Here is a 23,382-nt window from a genome sequence, read left to right as displayed (position 1 = left end):
GGGTGGATCGCCCAAGTGAGGCCCGGCGAGGGACGCCACGCCGCCACCTGGACAATCGACCCCCAACAGCGGGTACCCACTGATCTCGATAGCACTCAGTCACAAGGGGCTGCACGCCCCGCAGGGGCGGGCAGCCGATGGAGAAACCTCCTGCTAGACCAGCTCAGCATCCGTCTGAACCTCGCCACACACGACGTGTTCACCGGCCACACCAAACGGATCGCGGCAGGGAACCTCTACGCCCGCCTCAACGATCCGAGCACAAGCACCACTGACCCCGGCCCGCTGATCGACGACCTCGCCCGAGCAGGCCTCGCCGTGGCCACACCCACGGGCTGGCGTCGAACCCGCCCCGAGCTGCGCGATCTCGCCGCCAGCCGCCTCGGCGTTGCGGGCCGCCTCGCCGCACGGGAAGGCCGCTACAAGGCCGAGCGAGACCTGTGGGAATGGTGGCAGGCCGAACTGGAATGGATGACCACGCCAGGCCGCCACAAGCGACGCCGCCAGCCCACGGGACAGATTGCCCTCACGTTCGGTCGGCCCTGGGACATCTACCCCCCCTACCCGCGACGACCAGATGGCCGCGCTGACCATCGAGCGGCCCGCGAAGCGATCGCCGCCGGAGCACTCGACCACCTTCACCAGGAACTCGCCACTGCCGAATTCGATGACTCATGTTCCCACTCCCATCTCGCGTGGCACGCAGTGTTGATTGCTATGGGCTCTTTGACTCAGGTGGTTATCGGGCGAGTCGCCGCGGCAGGCGGGGCGGAGGAGTAGGGAGATTTCCGTTGTTGCGCGCCCGTGCGGCATCGGGTCGTTGTGCCGCACGCTGGTCGCCCTCGGCCTGTACGAGCCGTACCCAGGCTCCCAGCGTGACCCGCTCGCGCTGTTTGCGCACCAGGTGCGCGCCGCCCTGCCCGACGTCGACGAGCCGCCGCGCCTGCGGCGCGGCCGCGAGGCGGCCGCCCGCGCCGCCGAGCGCGCCAGGGCACGAGCTGAAAGGGAGGCGGAGGACGCGCGACTGGCGGCAGAGCGCAACGATCCCGTGATTCAGGCCCGGATCGCTGAGACCAAGCGTCGGATGCGCGAGCAGCTCGCAGCCGCCCGGCAGCAGGCCCGCTACCGGCGCTGACGCGCCGACCAGGACCGCGGACCAAGACTTCGAGCGTGAAGGTCACCTCACGCCCTCCCCCTGACGTCCTACTCTGCGGCCACGGACCACCGCGTCAAGCGGCTACGCCGCCGGCTCCTCCGAGAACTTTCGGCACGCGCTCCGGTCGTTCCTCCCTCCGCTTATTTCGCGCCGAAACTTCTCTCCCCCACCGCCCTCCGGGTTGACCCGGAGGCCCTTATGCGGCCGCGACGGGGACAAACGTCAGGGGGCGGGACGAAAAAACGGTCAGCGGCCAAGGCCAAGAGCACGGGGCCGAGTCAGCCCGCCGACGCACCTTTGACCAACTAGACCAAGGAGACCAGCCGTGAGCATCCAGCCCGACCTATTCGGAGACTACGACCGCGCCCAGGAGCAGGCCCAGCGATGGAGGCAGCCCGCGACCTGCCCCGCCTGCGGCACCCAGGAGCCCAGCGGCTACCTACTGCGCCAGAACCACGGAGCCGACCCCGACCAGCCCGGCATCTGCGGATTCCCGCCCGGAGAACACCCCAACTACGCCGCTATGTGCCTCGCTCAGTACCTCGTCAGGAACCACATCATCCACGCCACCCGCACCGGCAACGCCGAGCAACTCAGCCGAGACAAGACACGCGGCCGCCAGCTCGGCCTAGACGTCGACGCCATCGAGGCAACAGCCCGCGAAGAAACCCGCAAGAAAACCACCTGACCGACTAGACATCATTGACCAACTAGACTAGACTGACACTATCAACACGGCAGACCAACCGGGGACCTACCACCCCCGCCACACCGAAGGAGCAGCACCCATGAGCACCATCGACCACAAGGCCACCCGCCAGGCGATGACCGAGCAGGTCGCCGCATTCATCGCCAACCCCGCCGGATGGCCTGCCGCGATGGCGGCCCGCGCCCTGCGCCTGCGCTCGGGTCACCCGGCCTACTCCCCCAGCAACCACGCCCTGATCGTCTGCCAGCTCTGGGGACGGTTCGCGGCCGAAGGTCTCAGCGACGAAGCCGCGTTCGATGCCGCGATCCGCGCCGCCGCCGAGGAGATCGCCCCGCGCTACGTGTGGAGCAAGCGCGGCTACGCCCCCACCGGTGGTGCGCTGGCCGTGTGGTCTCGGCCCGTGCCGATGTGGATCGACCCCGCCACCGGCAAGAAGGCCACCAAGGACACCCCCGGAGCCGAAGAGCGACGCGTGTTCCGCATCGAGCAGACCTACCGCGCCGCCGACGTGATCAACGAGGATGGCCAGACCGGCGCGGCCGCGTTCGCCGCGCCGGAGCTGCCCGAGGGTGAAGCCCGCCAGGTGTTCGAGCGGCTCGCCGCGTGGATCACCGGCCAGGGCTGGAGCGTTGAGCGCAGCGGCCGCGACATGGCCGAGGGCGGCTACACCGTGCATGCCACCCGCCAAATCGTCGTGCATGGCGGCCTGGCCGGATGGGCGGCCGTCGAGACCCTGGCCCACGAGGTCGCCCACGCCCTGTTGCACGGAGCCGAGGACGAGCGACCCTACGCCGGACAGCACCGAGGCGACATGGAAGCCGAAGCCGAAGCGGTCGCGTTCGGCCTGCTGACCGCGTTTGGTCAGGGCGAGCTGGCCCGAGGATCGGCCCGCTACGCGGCCGAGTGGACCCGCAACCCCGAGCGCGTCGCCGTCGCCTACGAGCGCTCATGCCACGTGCTCGACGCCGTGGCCGCCGTCGCATTCGGAGCCGAAGACGTCACCCTCACCCGGTCCGCCAAGGCCGACAAGGCCCAAGCCAAGGCCGACAACAAGGCCCTAGCCGCCGCGCTGCGCGAGGCCGGCCTAGAGCCCAAGGGCGAGGCCTGGCGACGCGCCAAGGCAGGCGAGCCCATCGAGGCGATCGCTGCCGAACTGCTCGCAGCCGCCTAAGGGCGACGAACCGAGCCGGGGCGAGAACCCCCGGCTCGGTTCGCGTCTCCCCCGTTCTTGACCAGCCAGACCACACAGACCAAAACAGGTCGACAGCCTCGCACTCGTGATCGAGCGCGAGGCCTAACGGGTCAGTTGGACAGGTGGGCCGCGTCGATCCGCCGGCTTCACTCCCCCGCCCCCTGCGCCGCCATTGTCGCGCCGGTCCCGGTGCGGTCAAGGGCGCTGCGCGTCGCTCACGCGATGGCCTACGGCCACCCTGGACAGCACCGGTCCCGGCGTCATCTTCGGCAGCTAAGAGGGGACGGGGGGAGAAGGGGCCGAAGAAACGAGATGAACAAGAAAACACGCACAACTACTAGACAGCATTGACCAACTAGACTAGACTGACACTATCAACACGGCAGACCAGCCGGGGACCTACCACCCCCGCCACACCGAGGAGGACGCCATGACCTGGAACCCGAACATCAGCACCGAACGACGCGAAGCGATCGGCCGAGCAGGCCGAGCCGTGGTTCGCCTAGCCGTGGATCCCGAGGCCAGGGAGTCCGCCCACCGCCAGAACGTCATCGTCAACGATGTACGAGCGTTCACCGACCGCGAGGCGTGGGACGCCGTGGCCGCCCTAGAGGACATGGTGCTCAGCCGTGGCCTGGTCACCGCCCAGCAGGTCGAGGCCGAACGGCGCGCGGCCGCCGTGGCCGTGCTCATGGGCGAGGAGGTGGCCCGGTGATGTACGCAGGCGACGAGCACCTCAGCCACGTACAGCAGCATCCCGAGCTGTACGACGGAGAAGGCGACCCGCTCTACCACCCGTGCGAGGAGTGCGGAGCCGAGCCAGGGGAGGAGTGCCTGCCCTGGTGCACCGGCCCAGCCAGTCGAGTAGCACCCGCGAAAAGCACCGTCCCCCCGGCAACGCCACGAGGGCGAACCGAGGGGACGGCATCAACACGGCGACCGGTTACCACGCCGGACGCACCCCACCAGTCTACGAGCACCGGAAGGACAACACAGATGGACCAGCAGCAGACCACCCCGACCCTGGCCCAGGTGATGGGCACCCTCGACGAGCTGGCGGCCGCCGCCCGCGCCGCGGACGCCGACCGCTACCGCGCCGCCGTGCGCCTGGCCCAGGGCCAGCAGATCACCGAGGAGCAGCAGCGCGACGCCTACCACTGGGGCCGCCAAGGCGCGGCCCGCACCTTCGACAGGCGAGGGGAGTAGATCGACCAAGGAAACACGCCGAACCGCCTAGACAACATTGACCAACTAGACTAGACTGACACCATCAACACGGCGGACCAACCGCCCAACCACAAGGAGCACCCACCATGAGCACCATCACCTTCGCCGGGAACCTGGCCGCCGACCCCGAGCTGCGATTCACCCCCAGCGGCCGCGGCGTCGCCCGCTTCACCGTCATCGAGAACCGCCGCCGGCGTACCGAGGACGGGCAGGGCTGGGAGGACGCCGAGCCCAACGTGTTCCGCGTCCAGGCTTGGGGATCGTTCGCTGAGAACGTCGTCGAGTCGTGCGGCAAGGGCGACCGCGTGCACGTCACCGGCAGCATCGTGACCGACCGGTGGGCGGACAAGGAGACGCGCGAGGACCGCACCGCGCAACACGTCAAGGCCGACGAGGTGTCGTTCAGCCTGCGCTACCACACCGTGCGAGCCACCAAGGCGACCCGGAGCAACAACCAGGCCCACGAGGCCGACGACACCCGCGAGGGCTGAGGCGTGGCGACGGGGCGGGGGAGAGCCTGACGGCCACCCCCGCCCCGCAGCCATGAGAGCAAGGAGGAAGCAGCTATGCGGCACCACACCGAGGAGACCCGAGCATGACCGTTTACGCCGTCGCCCTGTCCAAAGGCGGGAGCACCAAGACCACCACCGCCGCCGAGCTCGTCGCAGCCCTCGCCCGGCGCGGCCGGCGCGTGCTGGCGATCGACCTCGACCAGCAGGGCAACCTCACGACCAGGCTCGGAGTCACCGACGACACCGAGGTGTCAGCCGTAGCCGCCGACGTACTCACCGCCGAAGCCACCGCGCCCGAGGCCGCCATCGACGCCCCCAGCGTGCCCGGTGCGAGCGTGCTCGCCGGAACCCACGACCTGGCCAGCCTCGACCACCGGCCCGAGGTGATCACCGCGCTGCGCGACCACCTGCCCGAAGTGGCGGGGGAGTGGGACGACGTGGTGATCGACACCCCGCCGGCCCTCGGCCTGGTCACCCTGGCAGCCCTGGCGGCCGCCGACGTCGTGGTGGCGGCCGTGGCGTGCGAGACCGAGGCCTACGACCAGCTCGACCGGCTCGTGGAGGTGATCGCCCAGCGGATCGCCCCGAGGATGAAGCCCGGCCAGCGCGTGCACTGGATCGTGCCCACCCGCTACGACGGCCGCCGGCTGCTCGACCGCGACGTCGTGGACATGCTCACCGAGCAGCACCCCGGCCGAGTGACCACCCCCGTCCGGGAAGCCGTAGCCGCGCGAGACGCCTACACCAGCGGAATGCCCGTCTCGGTGTTCGCCCCCGGCTCACCGATCGCCGCCGACTACGCCGCCGCCCTCGCCCCGATCATCGGCACACCCGAGCCCGACGCCCAGGTGAGCGCCGAGCACCACGCCACCGCCTGACCACATCGACCAACCAGACCAAGGAGACACGATGACCCGCCGCAGCCTGCGCGACCGCAACCGCGCCGCCATCGCCCTCGACCCGGACACCCCGGACCTCGAGCCCACGGCCGAGCCGCGCAGCTCGGCACAGCCCACCGCCACGCGACCCGTCGAGGAGCCCGCCCACGCCCCACAGAAGGCCACCAGCGCCACCGAGAAGGCCAGCACAACCAAGAAGCCGGCGGCCGTCCGCAAGGCCGCCACGGCGGCCGCCAGCGACACCGCCCGGCTCGGCATCTACCTCACCCCTCAGGAGTTCGAGGACGCCAAGGCCGCCTACCTGGCCGACTGGACCAACGGGGGAGAGGCCGACACGTTCGCCCGCTGGATCGCAGCCGCGATCGAGACCTACGCCGCGCGCACCCCCAAGCAACGCGCGACCGCGCAGCCCCGGGGACGCGCCGACGAGCGCACCGGCTCAACCCGATCGTTCTCCATCCCCACCGACACCGTGGCCCGGATGCGCGCCGCGATCAACGCCGACCAGCAGGCCGGCCGCTGGCCCAGCGACAGCGCATGGTGCAGCGAGGCGATCGCCGCCGCCGTCGACGCCGCCCGCACCAAAAACGACGGTTCGCTGCCCACACCACCGCCGCGCCTGCCCAACCGGCTCGTGCGATAACCCATGTCAGACCACGCTGACAGCATTGACCAACTCGACACGGCAGACAGGGGACACACACCATGACCAACCACCAGCCCGAACCCGGCACAGACCCGGCCGAGGCCTACGCCACCGAGTACCGGCGACTGTGGGACGCCACCGTGGCCACCCTCACCGCCGCCGTCCAGCTCGACCACCCGCAGCACGGACCGGTCGACTTCTCCGACTTCCTGGCCTCAGCGCTCGGAGCCGTCGCCGCCAACGTCGGCAGCGCGAACAGGATCACAGCTGGCCGGCCCGGCTCATGGGAGTCCGACGCCCTCAGCCAGCTCGTCGGCGGCACCGTGGGCTACGACGCCGACCCGGTAGTTCTGGCGCCACGGCGCACCCTGCCGGTGATCGTGCCGCTCAACGTCGCCCAGCTCGTCACCGAGGCCTACCAGGACGCGTCGACCGCGCAGCGCGAAACGATGCTGCCGCACGTCGACGACGCCGCCCAGGTGCTCTATCGAGCAGGGGAGGAGTGGAGCGCCCAACACCCAGGACCGACCGAAGGAGCGCCCGCCGAAGAGTGGGACGCCTACAACGCGGCCGTCGACGCCCGGGCAGCGCAGGAAGAGGCGGCCGAGGAACTGCTCCGCGCACGCTATGCAGCCACCTTCCAGGCCTACGCCGAAGCCTTCACCGCGGCCGTACTCGACACGGCGCGGGCCATCGGGCTCACCGTCGCCGTCGAGGTCAAGGCCGAGACCAACCCCGAGGCGGGGTGGTGGGACACCACGGACACGATCAATCCGGCCGACGACGAGCGTGGCGACGCCTTGGCGTGGCACCTGTGGGAAGTAGCCCACGACCGCGTACCGCTCCCGCGCGCCCTCGTCGATATTCCGGCCGAGGACGCCGAGGAGGAGCAGTGACCGCCGGCCCCACCCGCCCCGGGAGGAGTTGGATCGTGACCGGGGGAGTGCTCGCACTCGTTGGTCTGGCCATCATCCTGTGGCCCGAGCCCGGGTTGACACCGCACCCGCTGCCCTTCCCGCCCTCGGCCTCGACGAGGCCCATCGCGGGCTACGCGGTGTTCGGCTACCCGCTGCTCACCCTGGGTGCCCTCATCGCTCTGGCGGGTGCTCTCCGCGCCGCTGTCGCTGCCGCTCGATCACACCGCCGTGGTGGCGGCTCCCGAGGTTTCAGAGCGAGTGTGGAAGAATGACGAGCGTGAAGTTGCAGCCTGTACCGCCGCTCGGCCCAGCCATCCCCAAGACCCCGCAGGCCGCCCTGGCTCTGCTCCTCGACGAAGGTGTGACGTGGGGAGACGCCTCCCTGTGGCTGCCAGCGCTGCCTGAGAAGAGCGTCGATCTGTTCTTCACCTCGCCCCCTTACGCTGACCAGCGGGCGTACAGCCGGATACACCCGGACCGCTACGTGGAGTGGTTCCTGCCCTTCGCCCGGGCGATGTATGAGGCCACCACGGACACCGGGTCAATGGTTATCAACATCAAGCAGCGGGTGGCCAAGGATGGGCCACTGAAGGGCCAGCGCCACCCATACGTGTTCCAGCTCGTCCTCGCGCTCCAGAACATGGGGTGGCGTTGGGTCGAGGAGTACGTGTGGCAGAAGCCCAACGCGATCCCCGGACGGTTCGGTCCTAGAACAAAGGACTCGTTCGAGCACGTCTTCCACTTCGCACGAGGCACCAAGCCCTACTTCGACCTGAACGCCATCAGGGTCCCGTACAAGACCACACCCGAGGAAATCGAGCGACGCAAGCTCGACACCAACGGCCGTCGCTCAACGGCCGCCGGATTCGGACGTGATCGGGTCCAGACCTACAGCTACGGGGGAGCCGACCCCGGGAACGTCATTCCGGTCAGTCAGACGTACAACCAGCACAAGGGTGTGGCGCACACCGCCCCCATGCCCGAGGGCCTGGCCGAGTTCTTCGTCAAAGCAATGACCCCCGTGGGTGGAGTCGTCATAGACCCCTTCGCAGGAAGTGGAACGACCGCAGTCGTTGCTCGTCGACTCGCTCGTCGAGCAGGCGGTTTGGAACTGCACGAGGAGTTCGCCGCGTTGGCTCAGGAGCGCATCGCGCTGACCACCCTCGACCAGGCCGTCAGCTGATGCCCCAGATCGAGGCGACCGTCCGCGCGATCGTCGATGCCAAGACCTGGGACCAGCGAGTCGCGCAGATCAGGCTCGTGGCCCAGAAGCACGGCACCGCCGAACACCAGCAAATCTATGCCGAGGTCGCCCGCGAGGCATACGTGCCGCACTTGGCCCCAGACTTCGCCTACGTCCACGCGATGGACTTCTATGACCTGCCGCACTTTCAGGAGGCCTACCAAGCGGCCGCCCTCGCCACTGAACTGTTCACGAACGTGACCGAGGAGACCGTCTCCAAGGCGATCCGTGACGAACCCCGCTCGCTGCTCGTGTTCCGTACCATCACCGGCTTGCTGTCGAAGGAGTTCGCCAGCGCCACCCAACTCGTCGCGGAACCGCTCGGCATCAAGCCCTTGTCGCCAGGTCGCATCGACGGCATGGAGCGCAAGGGCACTCCGCCGACCGCTCAGCACGCTCGGCTGGCCGCGCTCACAGTGCTCGGCATCATGGATGGCACGCTGTTTGGAGACCCACCGGGCGACCTGCGCACCAAGCAGGACAAATACGACACCCGAAGAGGGTGGGGCACTGTGCAACACCTCGCGGCCAACGGAGTGCCCTACGAGGCGTTCTTGCACCAGCGGCACTATGGCGGAGCGTTCCGACAACTCCTCGATGCCACCTCCACCCAGCGCGGTGACCTGCTGGAGGACGCGGTTGAGGAGCTCTTCACAGAGCACGGCATCCCATACATTCGGACCGGCGCGCACAATCAGGCTGAAATCACCAAGCGCTTCGAGATTCACGTCACCCCGGCGCCGGACTTCGTGGTCTTCGACCAGTCGGACACGTTGCGAGCAATCCTCGAATGCAAGCTCGTCAACGACGGGGGCACTGCTCGCGACAAGGCCCTGCGCTTCGAGCGGCTACGCGCCGAGTCAGTGCGCCTTGGAGGCGTGCCCCTACTAGCCGTACTGGCCGGACTTGGATGGAGCAGAGTCAACGACACTCTCGGACCCGTGGTGCGGGACACGGAGGGCAGGGTCTTCACGCTCTCGAACCTGCCCGACATGCTCGACGTCACTCCCTTCCCGCTCCTAGTCGGCACAGCCGGCTAAGGAGCAAGAGGCGAGTCGTCAGGCCTGGGCCGTAACCAGGATCAGGACGACGGTGGCCACCACAAGTCCTATCGTCGCGGCCGCGAGTATACCCAGGTAGCTCGCGCCAACTGTCTCCCTTGGGCTGCGGCGGCATCAGAGAGAATCGTTGACCACGTGGATGTCTGTACGGCGTTCAACACATCGAGTCGGCTATGCGTCGCCTTGCAGAGAAAGGAGAGGTGCCTCATCGCGGCCGCGACACGCTCGGCGCGATCGCTGTTGCCGCTCTTGTGGGCAGCCGCAAGCTCCGTGAGCAGATCGCCGTACTGACCTTCCCACTCGTTCAGCTTCGCCACGAGCTGGCCGGTCGCGGTCAGGTAATCGGACAGGGACTGTCCCGCGTCCACATCGGAACGAGAACCTCTTCTATCGTCCGAAGCGCTCGCTGTCATGACACGCGAGTCTAGTGGCAGAGCTTGCGGCTTCGATCTGGTGGTGGGTGGGCAGTCGACCGGTAACGATCGTTTCTGGGCGAGGATGGCGGTGGCCGCGCCAGCGGCGCCGCTGCGCGGATGTGGGCCGCCCGGAACTCATACCCGAAACAAGATTCTCCCGAAACAACCTCTAGACGGGTTTCGGGAGGGCGAGTAGAATGGTTGCAGACGGCCCGAACGGGTCGAGCGGAGGGAGGTCGACATGGCGACGAACGAGGACACGCGGACGTTCAACCCGATGGCTTATGACGTGTTGCTGGAGCTGGCGACGCGGATCGGCGGGCAATACGTGGCATGGGCGGAGGAGGCCCCGAGCGAGGCGTCGGGAAGGCACTGGCGGAATGCGGGCATCGAGATGCAGCGTCAGGTGCGGGCCGTGGACCCGCACAGCCGGTCGGCCATCGAGTCGAAGACGGAGGAGTTGCGCGCCATGCTGGCGACGATGCCTGCTCACGCGCCGCTGCTGACGGCGTGAGCGGGAAGCTGGACCCGCAGGTTCTGCGGGAGCGGTTCGGGCGGTATGTCGTCCCCGATTACGTCGAGCCTCAGCGCGGCGGTGCCGGAGCGGTGGTCTCCGGCCCACCGCGCTTTGTGTCTGTTGGGGGCCAGCCAGGGGCGGGCAAGGGCGGCGTGCTATCGGATGTCCAACGCTCCCTCCCGGGGGCGGTCATCATCAATGGCGACGAGCTGCGTCGGTTCCATCCGGATTACGCGCGCCTGATGCGTGAGGAGCCGTTGCGGATGCCGGAGGTAACCAGTCCGGCGTCCGGGGCGTGGGTGGGTATGGCGACCGCGTACTTGCGCGGCCAGAGGATCAGTGCGGTGGTGGAGACGACGCTGCGGGACGCAGCGATGCTGGGCGGCGAGTTTGAGGCGTTTAAGGCGGTCGGGTACAAGACGGAGTTGCGCGTCGTCGCGGTCCCGCTGGAGGTCTCGCGGGCGGGGATTCTGTCGCGGTACATCGAACAGGTCGAGAGATCCGGTACGGGTCGGTGGACGCCGGGAGCCGCGCACGATATGGCGGCCGCGAATGTGCGCGGCACGGTGCATGACCTGGTGGCGTCGGGTGTGGTGGATCGGGTGGTGGTGCAGAACCGCGAGGGTCGCGTTTTCCACGATGCGGTGGTGAGCGCGGGTGGCCGCGAGTTTGGGGAGGTGGCCGCCTTGGCGGTCGATGAGGCCCGCGATGTGCGCAGCCTCAGTGTGGAGCAGGCACGGAGCTGGGTGGAGTACACCACGGACGCGCTGCACGCGCGGGCCTGGCTGGGGGAGGTCGATGCCGACGTGATGCGGGTGGTGGACAGGCTAGCCACCCGCGATGCGGCCGCTGTGGTGGTGCAGGCGTGGCCGGGCGACGTGGCGCGTCAGCGTGAAGCGTTGGCGCGCCTCGCGCGCGCCGAGGGTGTTGTGCGGGCGGCGCGATTTCCCGACGCCTCAGAGGCCGGAGGACGGACACCAGGTCTGACCACTGCGCAACGCGCGGCGACCAGGAAGCACCTGGGGGAGGAGATCGACCGCCGGCTCGCCGAGCGCCACCAGCGTCCCGATGGTGGTGGGGAGGTTCCGTACCGGGAGCGGGGGCGGGGCAGGTGAGCGCCGTTGGGTACGCCCGTGTGTCCACGAGCGATCAGAACCCGGAGGCGCAGACGGACGCGTTGCGCCAGGCGGGGTGTGAGCGGATCTTCGTCGACCACGCGTCGGGGGTGAAGGCATCGCGGCCGCAACTCGATGCTGCTTTGGATTACGTGCGTGCCGGGGACGTCTTGACGGTGTGGCGGTTGGACCGGCTGGGTCGGTCCCTGCCTCACCTGATCGAGGTCGTGCAGGGCTTGGGTGGGCGAGGTGTCGAGTTCCGGTCTTTGACCGAGGAGATTGACACGACGACGCCGACGGGGCGGTTGCTGTTCCACGTGGCGGGGGCGTTCGCTCAGTTCGAGCGGGATCTCGTCCGGGAGCGGACGCACGCGGGCCTTGCGGCTGCCCGGGCTCGCGGCCATGTGGGTGGCCGCCCCACTGTGATGACTCCGGAGCGGTTGCGACAGGCCGAGCGGATGCGTGAGGACGGCCAGACCATTGAGCAGATCGCCGGGGTGTTGGGCGTGGGGCGCTCCAGTGTGAGTCGTGCTCTTTCCCGCGTCCAGAGCCCCCCTTCGTCCTGATAGTTGCCAGCAGGTGCTGTGCCTACCCTGTTTTTTCGGACACCTGATGTAGCGGGGCCGCGTGGTCCTGCGGGAAGGTGTTGTCATGAGCACAGGGAACGAGAAGGCGCCGAGGCAGCGTCGGAAGTTCACTGCCCAGTATCGTCACGAGGCTGCTCGGATGGTGATCGATTCCGGTCGCACCATCGCTGAGGTCGCCACCGAGCTGGGGCTGGGTGCCCAACTGTTGGGCAAGTGGGTGAAGACAGAGAAGGAGACCATGACACCTACGCCATTGAGTTCAGGCGAACGAGAGGAACTCGTCCGACTGCGCAAGGAGAATGCGCAATTGCGGATGGACAATGAGTTCCAGGGATTAGCAGCGGCCTTCTTCGCGTCGAAGCATCAGTGAGTGAGAAGTACACGCTGATGCAGGCGGAGAAGGCACACTTCACCATTGCACGCATGGCCCGCCTGTTGGAGGTCTCCACCTCGGGGTACTACTCGTGGGTCAAAGCCCAGGACAGGAACTGGGACCGCCTGCCTCCCAGGTCCAGGGCCCGCAGGGTCCTGGACCGGGCGGTGCGGCGCATCTGGGTGGACTCCCACAAGACGTACGGGTACCTGCGCGTCCACGCCCAGCTGCTGCGCGAGGGGACACGCGTGAACCGCAAGACGGTGGCGGCTTCGATGCGCCGCCAGGGGTTGGAGGGCATCAGCCCGCGCCGGTTCCGCCCGGTGACGACGATCCCCGGTACGCGCACCCACTCCATCCCAGACCTGTGCAAGAGGCACTGGGACACAGGCGTGGTGGATGGCGTGTGGGTCACGGACATCACTTACCTGCGCACCCGCGCAGGGTGGGTGTACCTGTGCGGCATCAAGGACGCCTGCTCCCGCAAGGTCATCTCTACCGCCATGTCCACCACCATGACGACTGACCTCGTGGAGGAAGCCCTGCGCCGGGCCCGCACCCTGCGTCCCAACGCTCCGGGGAGAGTTGTCATACACAGCGATCGCGGGGCTCAATTCACTTCTGAGCAGATGTATCAGTGCTGCCAGGAACTCAAACTGGATCAGTCAATGGGCCGCACCGGGGTGTCCCCCTTAACCGGCTATTCGGCCCGCGAGCCCAGGCGGCGACACGCCGGAGCACGTCGCGTCCGTCGCGTGTGTGACGCACGGGTGCAACATGTGTCGCATGACGGACAAGGAAGTCCTGCGGCTCGAGCAGCGTGACGGAGGGTGGGTGCTCGCCGGTGAGCACGCCGCCCGGTTCGCGCTGGTGGACGAGTACCTCGCGCATCTGCTGGATCGGAACTACTCGCCGGCGACGGTGAGGTCCTACGGGTATGACTTGCTTGCGTTCTGCCGCTGGCTGGCCGGGCAGGACCGCGCGCTCGAGGAGGTCACGACCGATGACCTCCTCGGGTTCCTGCGGGCATGTCGTGAAGCGTCCCTGCCGGGCAGGCCGGGCCCGAACGTCGTCGGGATGGACGGGCGCCGGCTGGACCGATACGCGGCGACGACGATCAACCGTCGGCTCGCGGCGATCTCAGGGCTGTTCACGTATGCGGGACTGCGCGACCCGGCGAGGCGGAACCCGGTCCCGCGGGGCAGGGAAGCGCGCTGGCGGACCAGTGGGGAGCGGTCAGGGATGCTCGCTCACACCGTCCGACGCCCCGTCGCGCGTTCCGCGCTCAGGTTGCGGGAACCACGCCGGCTGCCGGTCGCGCTGTCACCGCAGGACGCGGCGACGCTGGTGGGTAGTCTGCGGACCTGGCGGGACCGGGCGATCGCAGGGCTGATGCTGTGGTGCGGGCTGCGGTCGATGGAAGTCCTTGGCCTCCACGTGAAGGACGTCGACATCGGCGGCCGCTGGGTCACTGTCACCGGCAAGGGCGCGAAACAGCGCCGCGTCCCGCTGGACCCGGACGTCGCGTCGGTGATCGATGTCTATCTCCTCGCCGAACGCCCCGAGTCGGACTCCGACGTGTTGTTCCTCGTCGGCAAAGGCCCGAACCGCGGCGGCCCGTTGACGGCGGCGGGGTTGCGGACGGTGTTCCGCTACCACCGGGGCCTGACCGGCGTGACCGGCGGACACCCGCACGCGCTGCGTCACACGTTCGGGACAGTCCTTGCCGAGGCCGGCGTCGATCTCGCGGTGATGCAGGCCCTCCTCGGTCACGCTCATGTCGATACCACCGCCCGCTACGTCCACCTCGCTCCTGCTCACGTGAAGGCCCAGTTCGATGCGGCACGCGAACGCATCCGCGCTCAGCAGCGGTGACCCCGAGATCGCGTCGTTGCGAGGCGATGATCTCCGGGATGCGTATCTTCGTCACCTGACGGCGACCGGCCGAGGGAACCCGTCCTACGAGCGCGCTGCGCGACGGTTCTTCGAGACCTGGCCGGACCCGCAGGACTGGGCGGCGACTCCGCTTCACGAGCGGTTGTCGGCGGGGTCGGCGACACGTCCGGTGATCACGTTCCTGATGCTGCACGGCGGGTTGCGGCCGGGATACGACTACCTGCTGTCGAGGAAGCTGTCACCGCTCTGGCGGGAGATCCAGACCAGCCCGCTGCGGGCCGAGATCGACGGGTTCCTCGACGAGGCGGAACAGCTCGGGTTCACCGCTCGGACCAGGCGCTGGGGGCGCTGCCGGCCGAACGTCAGGGGAGTGGCTCGGCGGTCATCGGCACGGGCCAGGCCCTGAGCGCCGGTGTGGTGGCGCCCCTGGTCGGGCTGGCTGGCGCGGACAACGCACTTCCCACCACCATCGTGATGGTGGTCTGCTCCCTGGTCGTCGTCCTCGCGCTCACCCTGGCCTCACGCCTGCGTCCGGCGTGAGCTCCGTCGAGCGCCCTCACACCCGGGGCGTCGGCCCCTCCGGCGGGAACTGCTGGGCCTGGTCGGGCTGCTGCGGGTAGGAGGGGAATGAGGACGGGTAGGCCTGCGCCGGGCCACTGTTCCCGTCGTTGCGACCCCATGCGAACCAGCAGATCATGCCGATCAGACCGGAGGGCAGCGCTGCCAGCGCCCACAGCGCCTTGAGGCCGGGGGACCAATTGGGGGAACGCACGATGCTCACCAGGGTGACGATCCACAGCACAAGTGGGATGAGGAGGATGACGAGCAGGAGGAGGACCCAGGCCGCATCGACGGCCTAGCCGGTTGTTGGTTCCATGGGGCCAGTCTCGCGAGCGTGCGCCGCCCTCGTCAACCACGTCGACGAGGGCGGCCCCGCACTGGTCGCCCGTGGATCGCCACCGACGAAGGTGAAGTCAGGCCGAACGGCTCTGGATGCTGGGGACGCTGAGAGGAAGCGGGCTCCGACAGGACAGTCGGAGCTCCCGTTCTTGGGGGCATCCTTCCCAGACGTCGCGATCACTTCCTGGAGTGGCGTGATCACCCGTGACCAGCACACCTGAGTTGTGGGACCTCGTCGACAAGGACGGGGCGCCGTTGCAGCGACTCCACCCCAGGGGTGTCCCACTCCCACCGGGAACCTTCCACCTCGTCGCCTGCATCGTCACCCGGGAGGTCGATGGGATGACTCTGCTCAGCCGCCGGAGTCCGGAGAAGGAGTACTGCCCGGGGAATGTGGGAGTTCCAAGGAGGCAGTGTGGTGGCAGGAGAGGATGTCCGACATGCCGCCCGTCGTGAGCTGTCGGAGGAGACCGGGTTCGTGGCCAGCCCGCAGGACTTGGTGCTGGCCCATTCCGGATTCGTCCTGCCGGACGATTCCGCGAGGTATGTGTGGTTCCGGGTCGACCTGCCACAGCGTCAACCACCTCCCCGACCACAAGCGGGAGAGACGGACCAGTTCGTGTGGGTGGACGACGATCACCTCCTGGAACTCCTCAACAGGGGCGAGCTGACCGCTGCCGACACCGTATCGTTCTGTAAGTTGGGCGGGGTCGGAGCTGCTTGGGGCTGTGGATGCCACCACGTCCCTGGTGAGCACCCGCCGCGGGACACGGGCCGGGCAAACCCGTCCTGACCACCGGCGACGGTAGAGTTCCACGCATGGTGATCGACTCGCGGCCCGTTGTCCTGGTCTACCGGCTCCTGGCTGTGGTGCTCATTGCCACCGGGATCATCCGGCTGGGGGGTCTGTTCTCCGGGGACCCATCCTGGACGGCATTCCTGTTCTTCACGGGGATGAGCAACGTGCTCTGCCTGCTCTGGATGACGGTGCTGGTCGTGGCCACCACCCACGACCTGACCACCTCCGTGCCGCGGGGGGTGAGCGCCCCGGCGTCGCGGCTCAGCGCGGCGGTCATGATGACCATCACGGTCACGATGCTGATCTACGTGGTGCTCCTCGCGCCCACCGCCTTCGAACAGTCCGGGAGCGGGTACCAGCCCTTCGGACTCACGGACAGCCTCGTGCACGTCGTCACGCCGTGCCTCGTGATCGGTGACTGGCTGCTCTTCACCCCGAAGGGCCGCCTCAGGGGGTGGGACCCCCTGCTGTGGTCGATCCCTCCGTACGCCTATCTCGTGTTCGTGTTCGCGTACGTCTCCACGGGTGGTGCGTTCGGGGACGGAACGAGCAGGTACCCGTATCCCTTCCTCGACGTGGACACCCACGGGGTCGGGGGCGTCGCCCTGTGGATCCTCGCGCTGAGCGTCGCGCTGGTGGCGGTCGGATACCTCTACCTCGCGCTCGACCGGGTGCTCGGAAGGAGGGCACGGCGGGGCGGACCGACGACCGCGGAGGCAGACCTGGTCTCGCCGGGACGGCCCGGTCAGGTCTGACCGCTGGCCCCTGTGCCCACCGTGGACACCGTGACCGGTCCTGCCGAGAGCTCTGCCGTCGGCTCCGCGGATGGCTCCACTCCCGGTGCCGAATGCTCCGCGAGCCTGCGGTGGGTCCTGCTCCGCGCGACCATGTGGATGCCCACGAGGGCCGCCAGGGACCCGAGGACGAGCCCACAGAAGCCGTTGTAGCGGGAGGGATCCACCCCGTCTGTGGCAGTCATGGACAGCAGGGCGGTCTGTGCGAGGACGACCAGGACGAGCGAGGAGGCCAAGTTGCTGAGCTTGATGGCCTCCATGAGGATGTCCTGTCTCCTGCGTGAGGAGAGGACTCCGTGCACGGAGAAGCCGAGCTCCGTGAAGGCCAGGGCGGCAATGGCAGTGGCGACGTTCTTGCCGTAACCCGGACTGGTGTCCCGCCCCAGGGCCAGGGGAAGACAGGACAGGACGTAGGCACCGGACAGCAGCACGACGATCAGACCTGAGTCGCGGAGGGCCCGTGTACCGGCTGCTGGCGAGGCAGTCTGGAGTGTTCGCCGGTCCGTCACGACCACGAGCACCTTGATGGCGGCCAGTCCGAAGTTGAACAGGACGTTTGCGGACAGGAAGGCGGAGAAGCCGAAGAACAGGAGTCCCGCCTTGGAGATCGCCATGACGAGGTGACCGGGGATCGCCAGGGTCGCGAGGCGGATGTCGCGGCGATTGGTGTCCGTCATGTCCGCGGCCAGTCCGTGCCACCTCTCCCGGATCCGGGACGGGTGTTCGTCCGTCCTCGTGTCCGAGGTGGTCCCCGGCGAGATGGGCGCTGCGGGAGGTGCTTCCGGGTACGCGAGGTCCTGCTGAGGACGGTGTCCCGGGATCGGGTGTCCGAGGGAGGGCGGAGGGTCCACCCGGTCAGAGGGCTCGGTCGGGCACGGTGTCCGGGACTCGGGCCGCCCTCGTCTATGTGAACGATCGTACACATGAACATCGACCACTTCGCCGGGGACTCCCGCACGAATCGTGAACGCATGCTGGCTGGCGACCTCTACATCGCAGACGACCCGGACGGCGCGCGGATCGCCCACCGCGCGCTGCAACTGATCGTCGGGTACCAGCGCCTGCTCCGGGAGATCTGAACGATGCGAACCGCCTTCGACGAGGGCGACGACGCTGGCGCTGGGCTTTCCGGTGCCGGGCGCGATCCCGGCCGTCGCGGCCGGATCATCGATGCCTGCCTGGACGTCATCGCCGAGCGGGGAGTCGCGGGTACGTCCCACCGGCGCATTGCCGCAGTGGCAGGGGTCCCCTTGGGGTCGATGACCTACCACTTCAGTGGCATCGACGAACTCCTCCGTGAGGCCTTCGCGCGATTCGCGGACTCCGTGGTCGCCCGCTTCGAGCAGCGCATGCGCGCGGCAGCCACCTACGAGGAGGCGGCGGCTGCCGTGGTCTCCATCATCACCGAGGACCTGCTGGACTCCCAGCGCAACCTGGTCCTCACCCAGGAGCTCTACACCATTGCCGCTCGCGACCCGTCCGCCCGGGTCCTCACCAACAGGTGGATGGCGCGCAGTCGAGCGGCACTCGAAATCCACTTCGACCCGGACACGGCGCGGATGCTCGATGCGCTCATCGAGGGTCTCAGTCTCCACCGCGCCCTCGACATCGAAGCCCAGGACCCCGCCCTGGTCGCTCTGGCCGTCAGAAGAATTCTGGGGACGTGACACCAGAGGCAGGCATGCGCGTGGGAGTGCGGAGCCTCCCGACGTGCCCGTGTCCTCCCCCACCGGGGTGACGCGGAGACCGTGTGCTCCCGGTGGCACACGACCCGGTTCTGGCCGGGGACCTCAGACCTGTGGAGGGACCGCCTGTGCTGCGGCACGTGCCGCCGAGGGAGCCGCCAGCGCAATGCGGTCGAACTCCTCGGGACCGTGCGCCGCACTGAGGAACCAGGCCTCGAAGACGGACGGCGGTGCGGCGATGCCGCCGTCGAGAAGAGCATGGAAGAACGCGGGGTAGCGCCACACCTCCTGTGCCTTCGCCTGGGCGTAGTCCAACACCGAGTGGGCAGCAGCCTCCGGTCCGAACGCCAGGGAGAAGAGGGATCCTGCCCGTTGCACGCTGTGGGGCACGCCTTCGCGGTCCAGCGCCTCGGAGAGGATGGAGGCGACAGTGGTCGCCGCCTCATCCACGCGGGCACAGACGGCATCATCGGCCAGCCGGAGTGTCGTCAGCCCCGCTGCGGTGGCCAGCGGGTTCCCCGACAGGGTCCCCGCCTGGTACACGGGACCCAGGGGAGCCAGCAGCTCCATGACGTCGGAGCGACCTCCGATCGCCGCGAGCGGCATCCCTCCGCCCACGACCTTGCCGAAGGTGAACAGGTCGGGCACCCAACGGGGGGTCCCGGGGTGCCCAGGGACGTCGAGGTTGTGCCCATGCAGCATCGTCGGGGCAGTTCCAGACCCGACGGAGGTGCCGCCACGACTTTCCAGTCCCCACCACCCGGCAGGGTCGACACGGAAGCCGGTGAGCACCTCGTCGAGGATCATCAGCGCGCCGTGGGCCTCGGTGATGCGGCGGATCGCCTCATTGAAGCCATCCCGTGGAGGCACGACCCCCATGTTGGCGGGTGCGCCCTCGCAGATGACGGCCGCGATGGAGCTCCCTCGCGCGAGGAAGCACTCCTCCAGGGCGGCGACGTCGTTGTAGGGCAGGACCACGGTCTGGGCAGCGATCGGGGCCGGCACGCCAGCAGATCCGGGCAGCCCGCCCGTGGCCACCCCGGAGCCGGCCTCGGCCAGCAGTCCGTCGGAATGGCCGTGGTAGCAGCCCGCGAACTTCACGACCAGGTCGCGCCCGGTGGCCCCGCGCGCCAACCTCACGGCCGTCATCGTGGCCTCGGTCCCGGTGGACACGAACCGCACCCGCTGGGCGGCGGGAACCCGGCGACGGATCTCCTCCGCCAACAGGGTCTCCGTCTCGGTCGGGGCGCCGAAGGACAGCCCGCGAGCCGCCGCCTCCTGAACCGCCTCCACCACGGCGGGATGGGCGTGCCCCAGCAGCATCGGACCCCATGAGCAGACCAGGTCGACCAAGGAGTGGCCCTCGGAGTCGGTGACCCGGGCGCCCTGCGCAGAGGCGATGAAGCGCGGCGCGCCTCCCACCGATCCGAAGGCCCGCACCGGGGAGTCCACGCCACCGGGGATGATCGCCCGGGCCCGGGCGAAGAGGGCTTCCGCAGAGTGCCCCGTCCCTGAGGGCGGGGTGGCTGCGTGATCGCCGAGCGTGTCATCGTGGCCGACGGGTGCGCCCACTGACGTGTCACAGCCGCAGGAGTTCCGGTCTCCGGGTCCCGAGCTCATCGTGCCCACCTCCGTGCCGCGTCGAGTGCCCAGTAGGTGAGGACCATGTCCGCCCCCGCGCGCACGATTCCGATCAGGGACTCATCGATCACGCGCTCGCGGTCGATCCATCCCCGCTGGGCGGCGGCCTCGACCATCGCGTACTCCCCCGACACCTGGTAGGCGGCCACCGGGATCTGCGAGGCCGCGGCCACTCGTGCCAGGACGTCCAGGTGCGGGCCCGCCGGCTTCACCATGACGAGGTCTGCGCCCTCGGCCGCGTCCAGAGTGGCCTCGTACAGGCCCTCGCGGGAGTTGGCCGGGTCCAGCTGGTAGGTGCGGCGGTCCCCGCGCAGGGTGGATCCGACCGCCTCCCGGAATGGGCCGTAGTAGGCGGAGGCGTACTTCGCGGAGTAGGCGAGGACGGCGACGTCCTGGTGGTCCGTCGTGTCCAGGGCATCGCGGATGGCGCGGACCTGTCCGTCCATCATCCCCGAGGGGGAGACCATGTGTGCCCCGGACTCGGCCTGTGTGATCGCCATGGCCTGGTAGAGCGGCAGCGTCGCGTCGTTGTCGACCCTGCCCTGCCCGTCGAGGACCCCGCAGTGCCCGTGGCTGGTGAACTCGTCCAGGCAGGTGTCCGCGCAGACCACCAGGTCGTCACCCACTTCCTCGCGCACGGCTGCGACGGCACGGTTGAGGATCCCCTCGGGATCCCAGGCCTGTGAACCCACCTCGTCGCGGAGCAGGGGCACACCGAACAGATCGATCCCGCCCACCCCGGCCTCGGCGCAGGCCACCGCCTCCGCACGCAGCGAGTCCAGCGTGTGCTGGAGGACACCGGGCATCGCCTCGATCGGGTTCGGTCCATCGATGTCCTCACGCACGAAGACGGGGAGCATGAGCTGCGAGGGGTGCACATGGGTCTCGCGCACCAGCGCGCGCAGAGCGGGGAAGGCACGCAGCCGACGCGGACGGGACGAGGGCGGGAGTGGTCTGGTCACACCTCCGGGAAGCAGGACGTCGTCCGCCGCAGTGGCGAAGGAGGGGATGGGGGCGTGGTCGGGTGTCACAGGTTCTCCTGGTCGGGTCGGGGGAGCGGACGGTCGCGGAGTGCCTCCCGGAGGGCGTCGACCACTGCAGAGGGGGTCGGTGAGGTGGCCACGGCGTCGGGAGTCCGCAGGAATGTCGACACCGCCCGGGCACTGGCGGTGCCGAGTGCAACCAAGCGGGTGTCCGGGTGTGGGGCGGCGAGCAGGTCGGAGGCCGCCCGGGAGGTGGAGGCGGAGGTGATGACGATGGCGTCGAAACGGCCGCGCGCCCAGTCCTCGCGGAGGGAGTCCGTCAGGTCATGCGCGTCCACCGGCGCCGTGTCGTAGGCCGCCACGGTGTCGACCTGCCACCCCGCGCGGCGCAGTCCTTCGGCCAGGTCGGGTGGGGAGATGCGGGAACAGGGCAGCAGGAGGCGTCCACGCGCCGGGATCGCCCTGGTGAGCGCGTCCTCCGAGAGCAGTGCGGCGCTGAAGCCCGCTGCGACGACATCGACGGTGGCCCCCAGTTCGGTGAGGGCCTGCGCGCTCGCACGGCCGACGGCGGCGACACGGGTGCCGCTCCCGCGCGCCGCGCACAGAATCGTGGCCAGAGGGTGTGTGGGTCGCGCAGCCTCCAGGTCAGGCGGTCGCGAGCCGGGCTCACCAGCGGGATCGACGCGGTCCAGGGAGTCGACCGTCCTCGGAGAGGTGATGATCACCCACTGGTAGGTTCCTCCGGCGAGCTGCTCCAGGGCAGTGGTCAGGGCAGCGGGGTCACCGGGACGTGTGCGTGTGAGGGGGACGCGGACGACGTGGGCGCCAGCCTCACCCAGTGCCTGGGCCAGTCGATCGTGGTGGCCCGGACGCTCGGCACGGGGGAGCAGGATCGTGCGACCGCCCAGCCCCCCGTCCCCCGTACCGTCCGGCCCGATCTCGCCGGGCAGCTCCGAATGACCTGAGGTTCCCCCACCCGCCACCGGGGGTGCTCCCTGGGCACGCGGGGGCCGCTTCATCACTGTTCCTCCCCGGGCAGGCCCCCGGCAGTGTCCGCGTGGAGGTCCACCACATCCTCTGCTCCGGCTCGGACCAGTTTCCGGGCCAGTGACTCGCCGAGGGCCTCGGCATCCCGCAGGGACGCGGGGTCGCCCTCGTCCGCGCTGATGCGGGCGGAGAGGGAGCGGTGCAGCGCGCTCCCACCATCGACGGGGCTGACGGAGGCACGGAGTGTGATGCTGTCGTCGGGGCCCGGCAGCGCCAGGGCTCCGATCGGCGCCGCGCACCCGGCTCCGAGGGCGCGCATGAGCGCACGTTCGGCGGTGATCGCCAGGTGGGAGGGAGCGTGGTCGAGGGCCCTCAGGAGATCGACGAGGGCGGGGTCGGAGTCTTCCCGTACCTCCACCGCCAGAGCCCCCTGCGCGGCGGCCGGCACCATGGTGGCGGGGTCGAGGTACTGGGTGATCGCGTCGGTGCGTTCCAGACGCCTGAGGCCGGCTGCTGCGAGGACCACGGCGTCGAGGTCCGCGCCCACCCGGGCGAGCCGGGTGGGGACGTTCCCACGCAGGTCGACGATCCTCAGGTCGGGGCGCAGGGCGATGAGCTGTGCGGCGCGTCTCGGGGAGCCCGTCCCGATGCGGGCACCCCGTGGCAGGTCGGCGACGCCGAGGTCGTCCCGGGCGCACAGCACGTCGCGAGGATCCTCGCGACGTGGCACTGCGGCCCAGGTGAGACCGGGGGCAGGGGCAACAGGGAGGTCCTTGGCGGAGTGGACCGCCACATCGCACTCGCCCTCCAGGACGGCCTGGCGCAGCCGGGCGACGAAGACCCCGACTCCCCCGAGCTGGCGCAGGGGCGTCGAGGTGGTGTCACCATGTGTGGTCACGTGGATGAGGTCCACGTGGACAGGGGAACCCCTGCGGGCCGAGGCGTCCTCGATGCTGCGCGCCACGATCCCGGACTGGGCCAGGGCGAGGCGGGATGCGCGCGTGCCCAGACGAATGGTTCGGACGGTGCCGGTGTCGGTCGAGGACTCGGCGCCAGGGCTGTCCTCAGATGCATGTGTGGTCATGAGAGTCTGTTTTCCGTTCCGACCATTCGTGAAGAATAACGAC

At 69.1% G+C, this 23,382-nt stretch carries 28 protein-coding genes and 2 pseudogenes; 24 read left to right on the top strand and 6 right to left on the bottom strand.

Features of this window, described 5'->3' with window-relative positions:
- The 20 genes and pseudogenes from ACFQWG_RS14020 to ACFQWG_RS13925 form a co-directional block, all read left to right on the top strand.
- Positions 1-780, top strand: a 780-nt coding sequence (locus ACFQWG_RS14020) for a hypothetical protein (RefSeq protein ID WP_380976478.1), incomplete at its 5' end; no start/stop codon positions are given.
- Between the two features lie 40 nt (positions 781-820).
- Positions 821-1,135, top strand: a complete 315-nt coding sequence (locus ACFQWG_RS14015; protein WP_380976476.1) for a hypothetical protein — start codon at positions 821-823, stop codon at positions 1,133-1,135.
- Between the two features lie 346 nt (positions 1,136-1,481).
- Entirely contained in the window at positions 1,482-1,844 is a 363-nt protein-coding gene (locus ACFQWG_RS14010; RefSeq protein WP_380976475.1) for a hypothetical protein, read from the top strand.
- Between the two features lie 100 nt (positions 1,845-1,944).
- Complete coding sequence (locus ACFQWG_RS14005) at positions 1,945-3,036, top strand: ImmA/IrrE family metallo-endopeptidase (RefSeq protein WP_380976474.1); 1,092 nt, start codon at positions 1,945-1,947, stop codon at positions 3,034-3,036.
- A 451-nt stretch (positions 3,037-3,487) separates the two neighbouring features.
- The gene (locus ACFQWG_RS14000) at positions 3,488-3,772 is read left to right on the top strand and encodes a hypothetical protein (RefSeq protein WP_171245372.1); all 285 of its coding nucleotides are present in this window, start codon (positions 3,488-3,490) and stop codon (positions 3,770-3,772) included.
- 281 nt (positions 3,773-4,053) lie between these two features.
- Positions 4,054-4,263 carry a hypothetical protein gene (locus ACFQWG_RS13995; RefSeq protein ID WP_380976472.1) on the top strand — a complete coding sequence of 70 codons (210 nt, stop codon included), beginning with the start codon at positions 4,054-4,056 and terminating at the stop codon, positions 4,261-4,263.
- Between the two features lie 107 nt (positions 4,264-4,370).
- On the top strand, positions 4,371-4,775 hold the full coding sequence (gene ssb / locus ACFQWG_RS13990; protein ID WP_051208465.1) for a single-stranded DNA-binding protein: 405 nt from the start codon (positions 4,371-4,373) through the stop codon (positions 4,773-4,775).
- Positions 4,776-4,879: 104 nt separating this feature from the next.
- The gene (locus ACFQWG_RS13985; protein WP_380976469.1) at positions 4,880-5,674 is read left to right on the top strand and encodes a ParA family protein; all 795 of its coding nucleotides are present in this window, start codon (positions 4,880-4,882) and stop codon (positions 5,672-5,674) included.
- Between the two features lie 31 nt (positions 5,675-5,705).
- Positions 5,706-6,338, top strand: a complete 633-nt coding sequence (locus tag ACFQWG_RS13980; protein ID WP_380976467.1) for a hypothetical protein — start codon at positions 5,706-5,708, stop codon at positions 6,336-6,338.
- Positions 6,339-6,400: 62 nt separating this feature from the next.
- Entirely contained in the window at positions 6,401-7,237 is an 837-nt protein-coding gene (locus ACFQWG_RS13975; protein WP_380976465.1) for a hypothetical protein, read from the top strand.
- Positions 7,238-7,272: 35 nt separating this feature from the next.
- On the top strand, positions 7,273-7,530 hold the full coding sequence (locus tag ACFQWG_RS13970) for a hypothetical protein (protein ID WP_380976463.1): 258 nt from the start codon (positions 7,273-7,275) through the stop codon (positions 7,528-7,530).
- Positions 7,527-8,441, top strand: a complete 915-nt coding sequence (locus ACFQWG_RS13965; protein WP_380976461.1) for a DNA-methyltransferase — start codon at positions 7,527-7,529, stop codon at positions 8,439-8,441. Before ACFQWG_RS13970 ends, ACFQWG_RS13965 begins: the two co-directional genes overlap by 4 nt.
- Positions 8,441-9,541, top strand: a complete 1,101-nt coding sequence (locus ACFQWG_RS13960; RefSeq protein WP_380976459.1) for a hypothetical protein — start codon at positions 8,441-8,443, stop codon at positions 9,539-9,541. The genes ACFQWG_RS13965 and ACFQWG_RS13960 overlap by 1 nt, the downstream gene beginning before the upstream one ends.
- A 678-nt stretch (positions 9,542-10,219) precedes the next feature.
- A complete protein-coding gene (locus tag ACFQWG_RS13955; protein WP_380976457.1) occupies positions 10,220-10,492 on the top strand; it encodes a hypothetical protein in 273 nt (90 codons plus the stop codon).
- A complete protein-coding gene (locus ACFQWG_RS13950) occupies positions 10,489-11,610 on the top strand; it encodes a zeta toxin family protein (protein ID WP_380976455.1) in 1,122 nt (373 codons plus the stop codon). Before ACFQWG_RS13955 ends, ACFQWG_RS13950 begins: the two co-directional genes overlap by 4 nt.
- Complete coding sequence (locus ACFQWG_RS13945; protein ID WP_380976427.1) at positions 11,607-12,176, top strand: recombinase family protein; 570 nt, start codon at positions 11,607-11,609, stop codon at positions 12,174-12,176. The genes ACFQWG_RS13950 and ACFQWG_RS13945 overlap by 4 nt, the downstream gene beginning before the upstream one ends.
- Before the next feature lie 85 nt (positions 12,177-12,261).
- Positions 12,262-13,256, top strand: a pseudogene (locus ACFQWG_RS13940) (IS3 family transposase); the annotation flags it as partial.
- Between the two features lie 100 nt (positions 13,257-13,356).
- A complete protein-coding gene (locus ACFQWG_RS13935; RefSeq protein WP_380976453.1) occupies positions 13,357-14,445 on the top strand; it encodes a tyrosine-type recombinase/integrase in 1,089 nt (362 codons plus the stop codon).
- Positions 14,446-14,635: 190 nt separating this feature from the next.
- Positions 14,636-14,872: a hypothetical protein gene (locus tag ACFQWG_RS13930; protein ID WP_380976451.1), complete on the top strand. Its 237-nt coding sequence runs from the start codon at positions 14,636-14,638 to the stop codon at positions 14,870-14,872.
- 8 nt (positions 14,873-14,880) lie between these two features.
- Positions 14,881-15,006 carry a hypothetical protein gene (locus ACFQWG_RS13925; RefSeq protein ID WP_380976449.1) on the top strand — a complete coding sequence of 42 codons (126 nt, stop codon included), beginning with the start codon at positions 14,881-14,883 and terminating at the stop codon, positions 15,004-15,006.
- 16 nt (positions 15,007-15,022) lie between these two features.
- On the opposite strand, the gene ACFQWG_RS13920 is transcribed toward ACFQWG_RS13925, so the two are convergent.
- The gene (locus ACFQWG_RS13920; RefSeq protein ID WP_380976447.1) at positions 15,023-15,247 is read right to left on the bottom strand and encodes a hypothetical protein; all 225 of its coding nucleotides are present in this window, start codon (positions 15,245-15,247) and stop codon (positions 15,023-15,025) included.
- A 495-nt stretch (positions 15,248-15,742) separates the two neighbouring features.
- On the opposite strand from ACFQWG_RS13920, the pseudogene ACFQWG_RS13915 reads away from it, so the two are divergent.
- Positions 15,743-16,159: pseudogene (locus ACFQWG_RS13915) on the top strand (NUDIX domain-containing protein); the annotation flags it as partial.
- Between the two features lie 26 nt (positions 16,160-16,185).
- The gene (locus tag ACFQWG_RS13910) at positions 16,186-16,920 is read left to right on the top strand and encodes a Pr6Pr family membrane protein (protein WP_380976445.1); all 735 of its coding nucleotides are present in this window, start codon (positions 16,186-16,188) and stop codon (positions 16,918-16,920) included.
- On the opposite strand, the gene ACFQWG_RS13905 is transcribed toward ACFQWG_RS13910, so the two are convergent.
- Positions 16,911-17,636, bottom strand: a complete 726-nt coding sequence (locus ACFQWG_RS13905; protein WP_380976443.1) for a hypothetical protein — start codon at positions 17,634-17,636, stop codon at positions 16,911-16,913. The genes ACFQWG_RS13910 and ACFQWG_RS13905 overlap by 10 nt on opposite strands.
- Positions 17,637-17,882: 246 nt before the next feature.
- Here ACFQWG_RS13905 and ACFQWG_RS13900 point away from each other — a divergent pair, with 246 nt between their 5' ends.
- Complete coding sequence (locus ACFQWG_RS13900) at positions 17,883-18,038, top strand: maltose acetyltransferase domain-containing protein (RefSeq protein WP_380976441.1); 156 nt, start codon at positions 17,883-17,885, stop codon at positions 18,036-18,038.
- 3 nt (positions 18,039-18,041) lie between these two features.
- Entirely contained in the window at positions 18,042-18,626 is a 585-nt protein-coding gene (locus ACFQWG_RS13895) for a TetR/AcrR family transcriptional regulator (protein ID WP_380976439.1), read from the top strand.
- Positions 18,627-18,749: 123 nt separating this feature from the next.
- On the opposite strand, the gene hemL is transcribed toward ACFQWG_RS13895, so the two are convergent.
- The 4 genes from hemL to hemC form a co-directional block, all read right to left on the bottom strand.
- Positions 18,750-20,111, bottom strand: a complete 1,362-nt coding sequence (gene hemL / locus ACFQWG_RS13890; protein ID WP_380976480.1) for a glutamate-1-semialdehyde 2,1-aminomutase — start codon at positions 20,109-20,111, stop codon at positions 18,750-18,752.
- A gap of 149 nt (positions 20,112-20,260) precedes the next feature.
- Positions 20,261-21,262, bottom strand: a complete 1,002-nt coding sequence (gene hemB, locus ACFQWG_RS13885; RefSeq protein WP_380976479.1) for a porphobilinogen synthase — start codon at positions 21,260-21,262, stop codon at positions 20,261-20,263.
- A 50-nt stretch (positions 21,263-21,312) separates the two neighbouring features.
- Complete coding sequence (locus ACFQWG_RS13880) at positions 21,313-22,251, bottom strand: uroporphyrinogen-III synthase (protein ID WP_380976437.1); 939 nt, start codon at positions 22,249-22,251, stop codon at positions 21,313-21,315.
- Between the two features lie 35 nt (positions 22,252-22,286).
- Complete coding sequence (gene hemC, locus ACFQWG_RS13875) at positions 22,287-23,339, bottom strand: hydroxymethylbilane synthase (RefSeq protein ID WP_380976435.1); 1,053 nt, start codon at positions 23,337-23,339, stop codon at positions 22,287-22,289.
- Between the last annotated feature and the right edge of the window lie 43 nt (positions 23,340-23,382).

Origin of the sequence: Schaalia naturae (assembly GCF_042665795.1) — a bacterium.
GTDB classification, from domain to species: domain Bacteria; phylum Actinomycetota; class Actinomycetes; order Actinomycetales; family Actinomycetaceae; genus Pauljensenia; species Pauljensenia naturae.
Note: the sequence above shows the minus strand (reverse complement) of the source record. Positions and strands in the feature narration are given on the sequence as shown.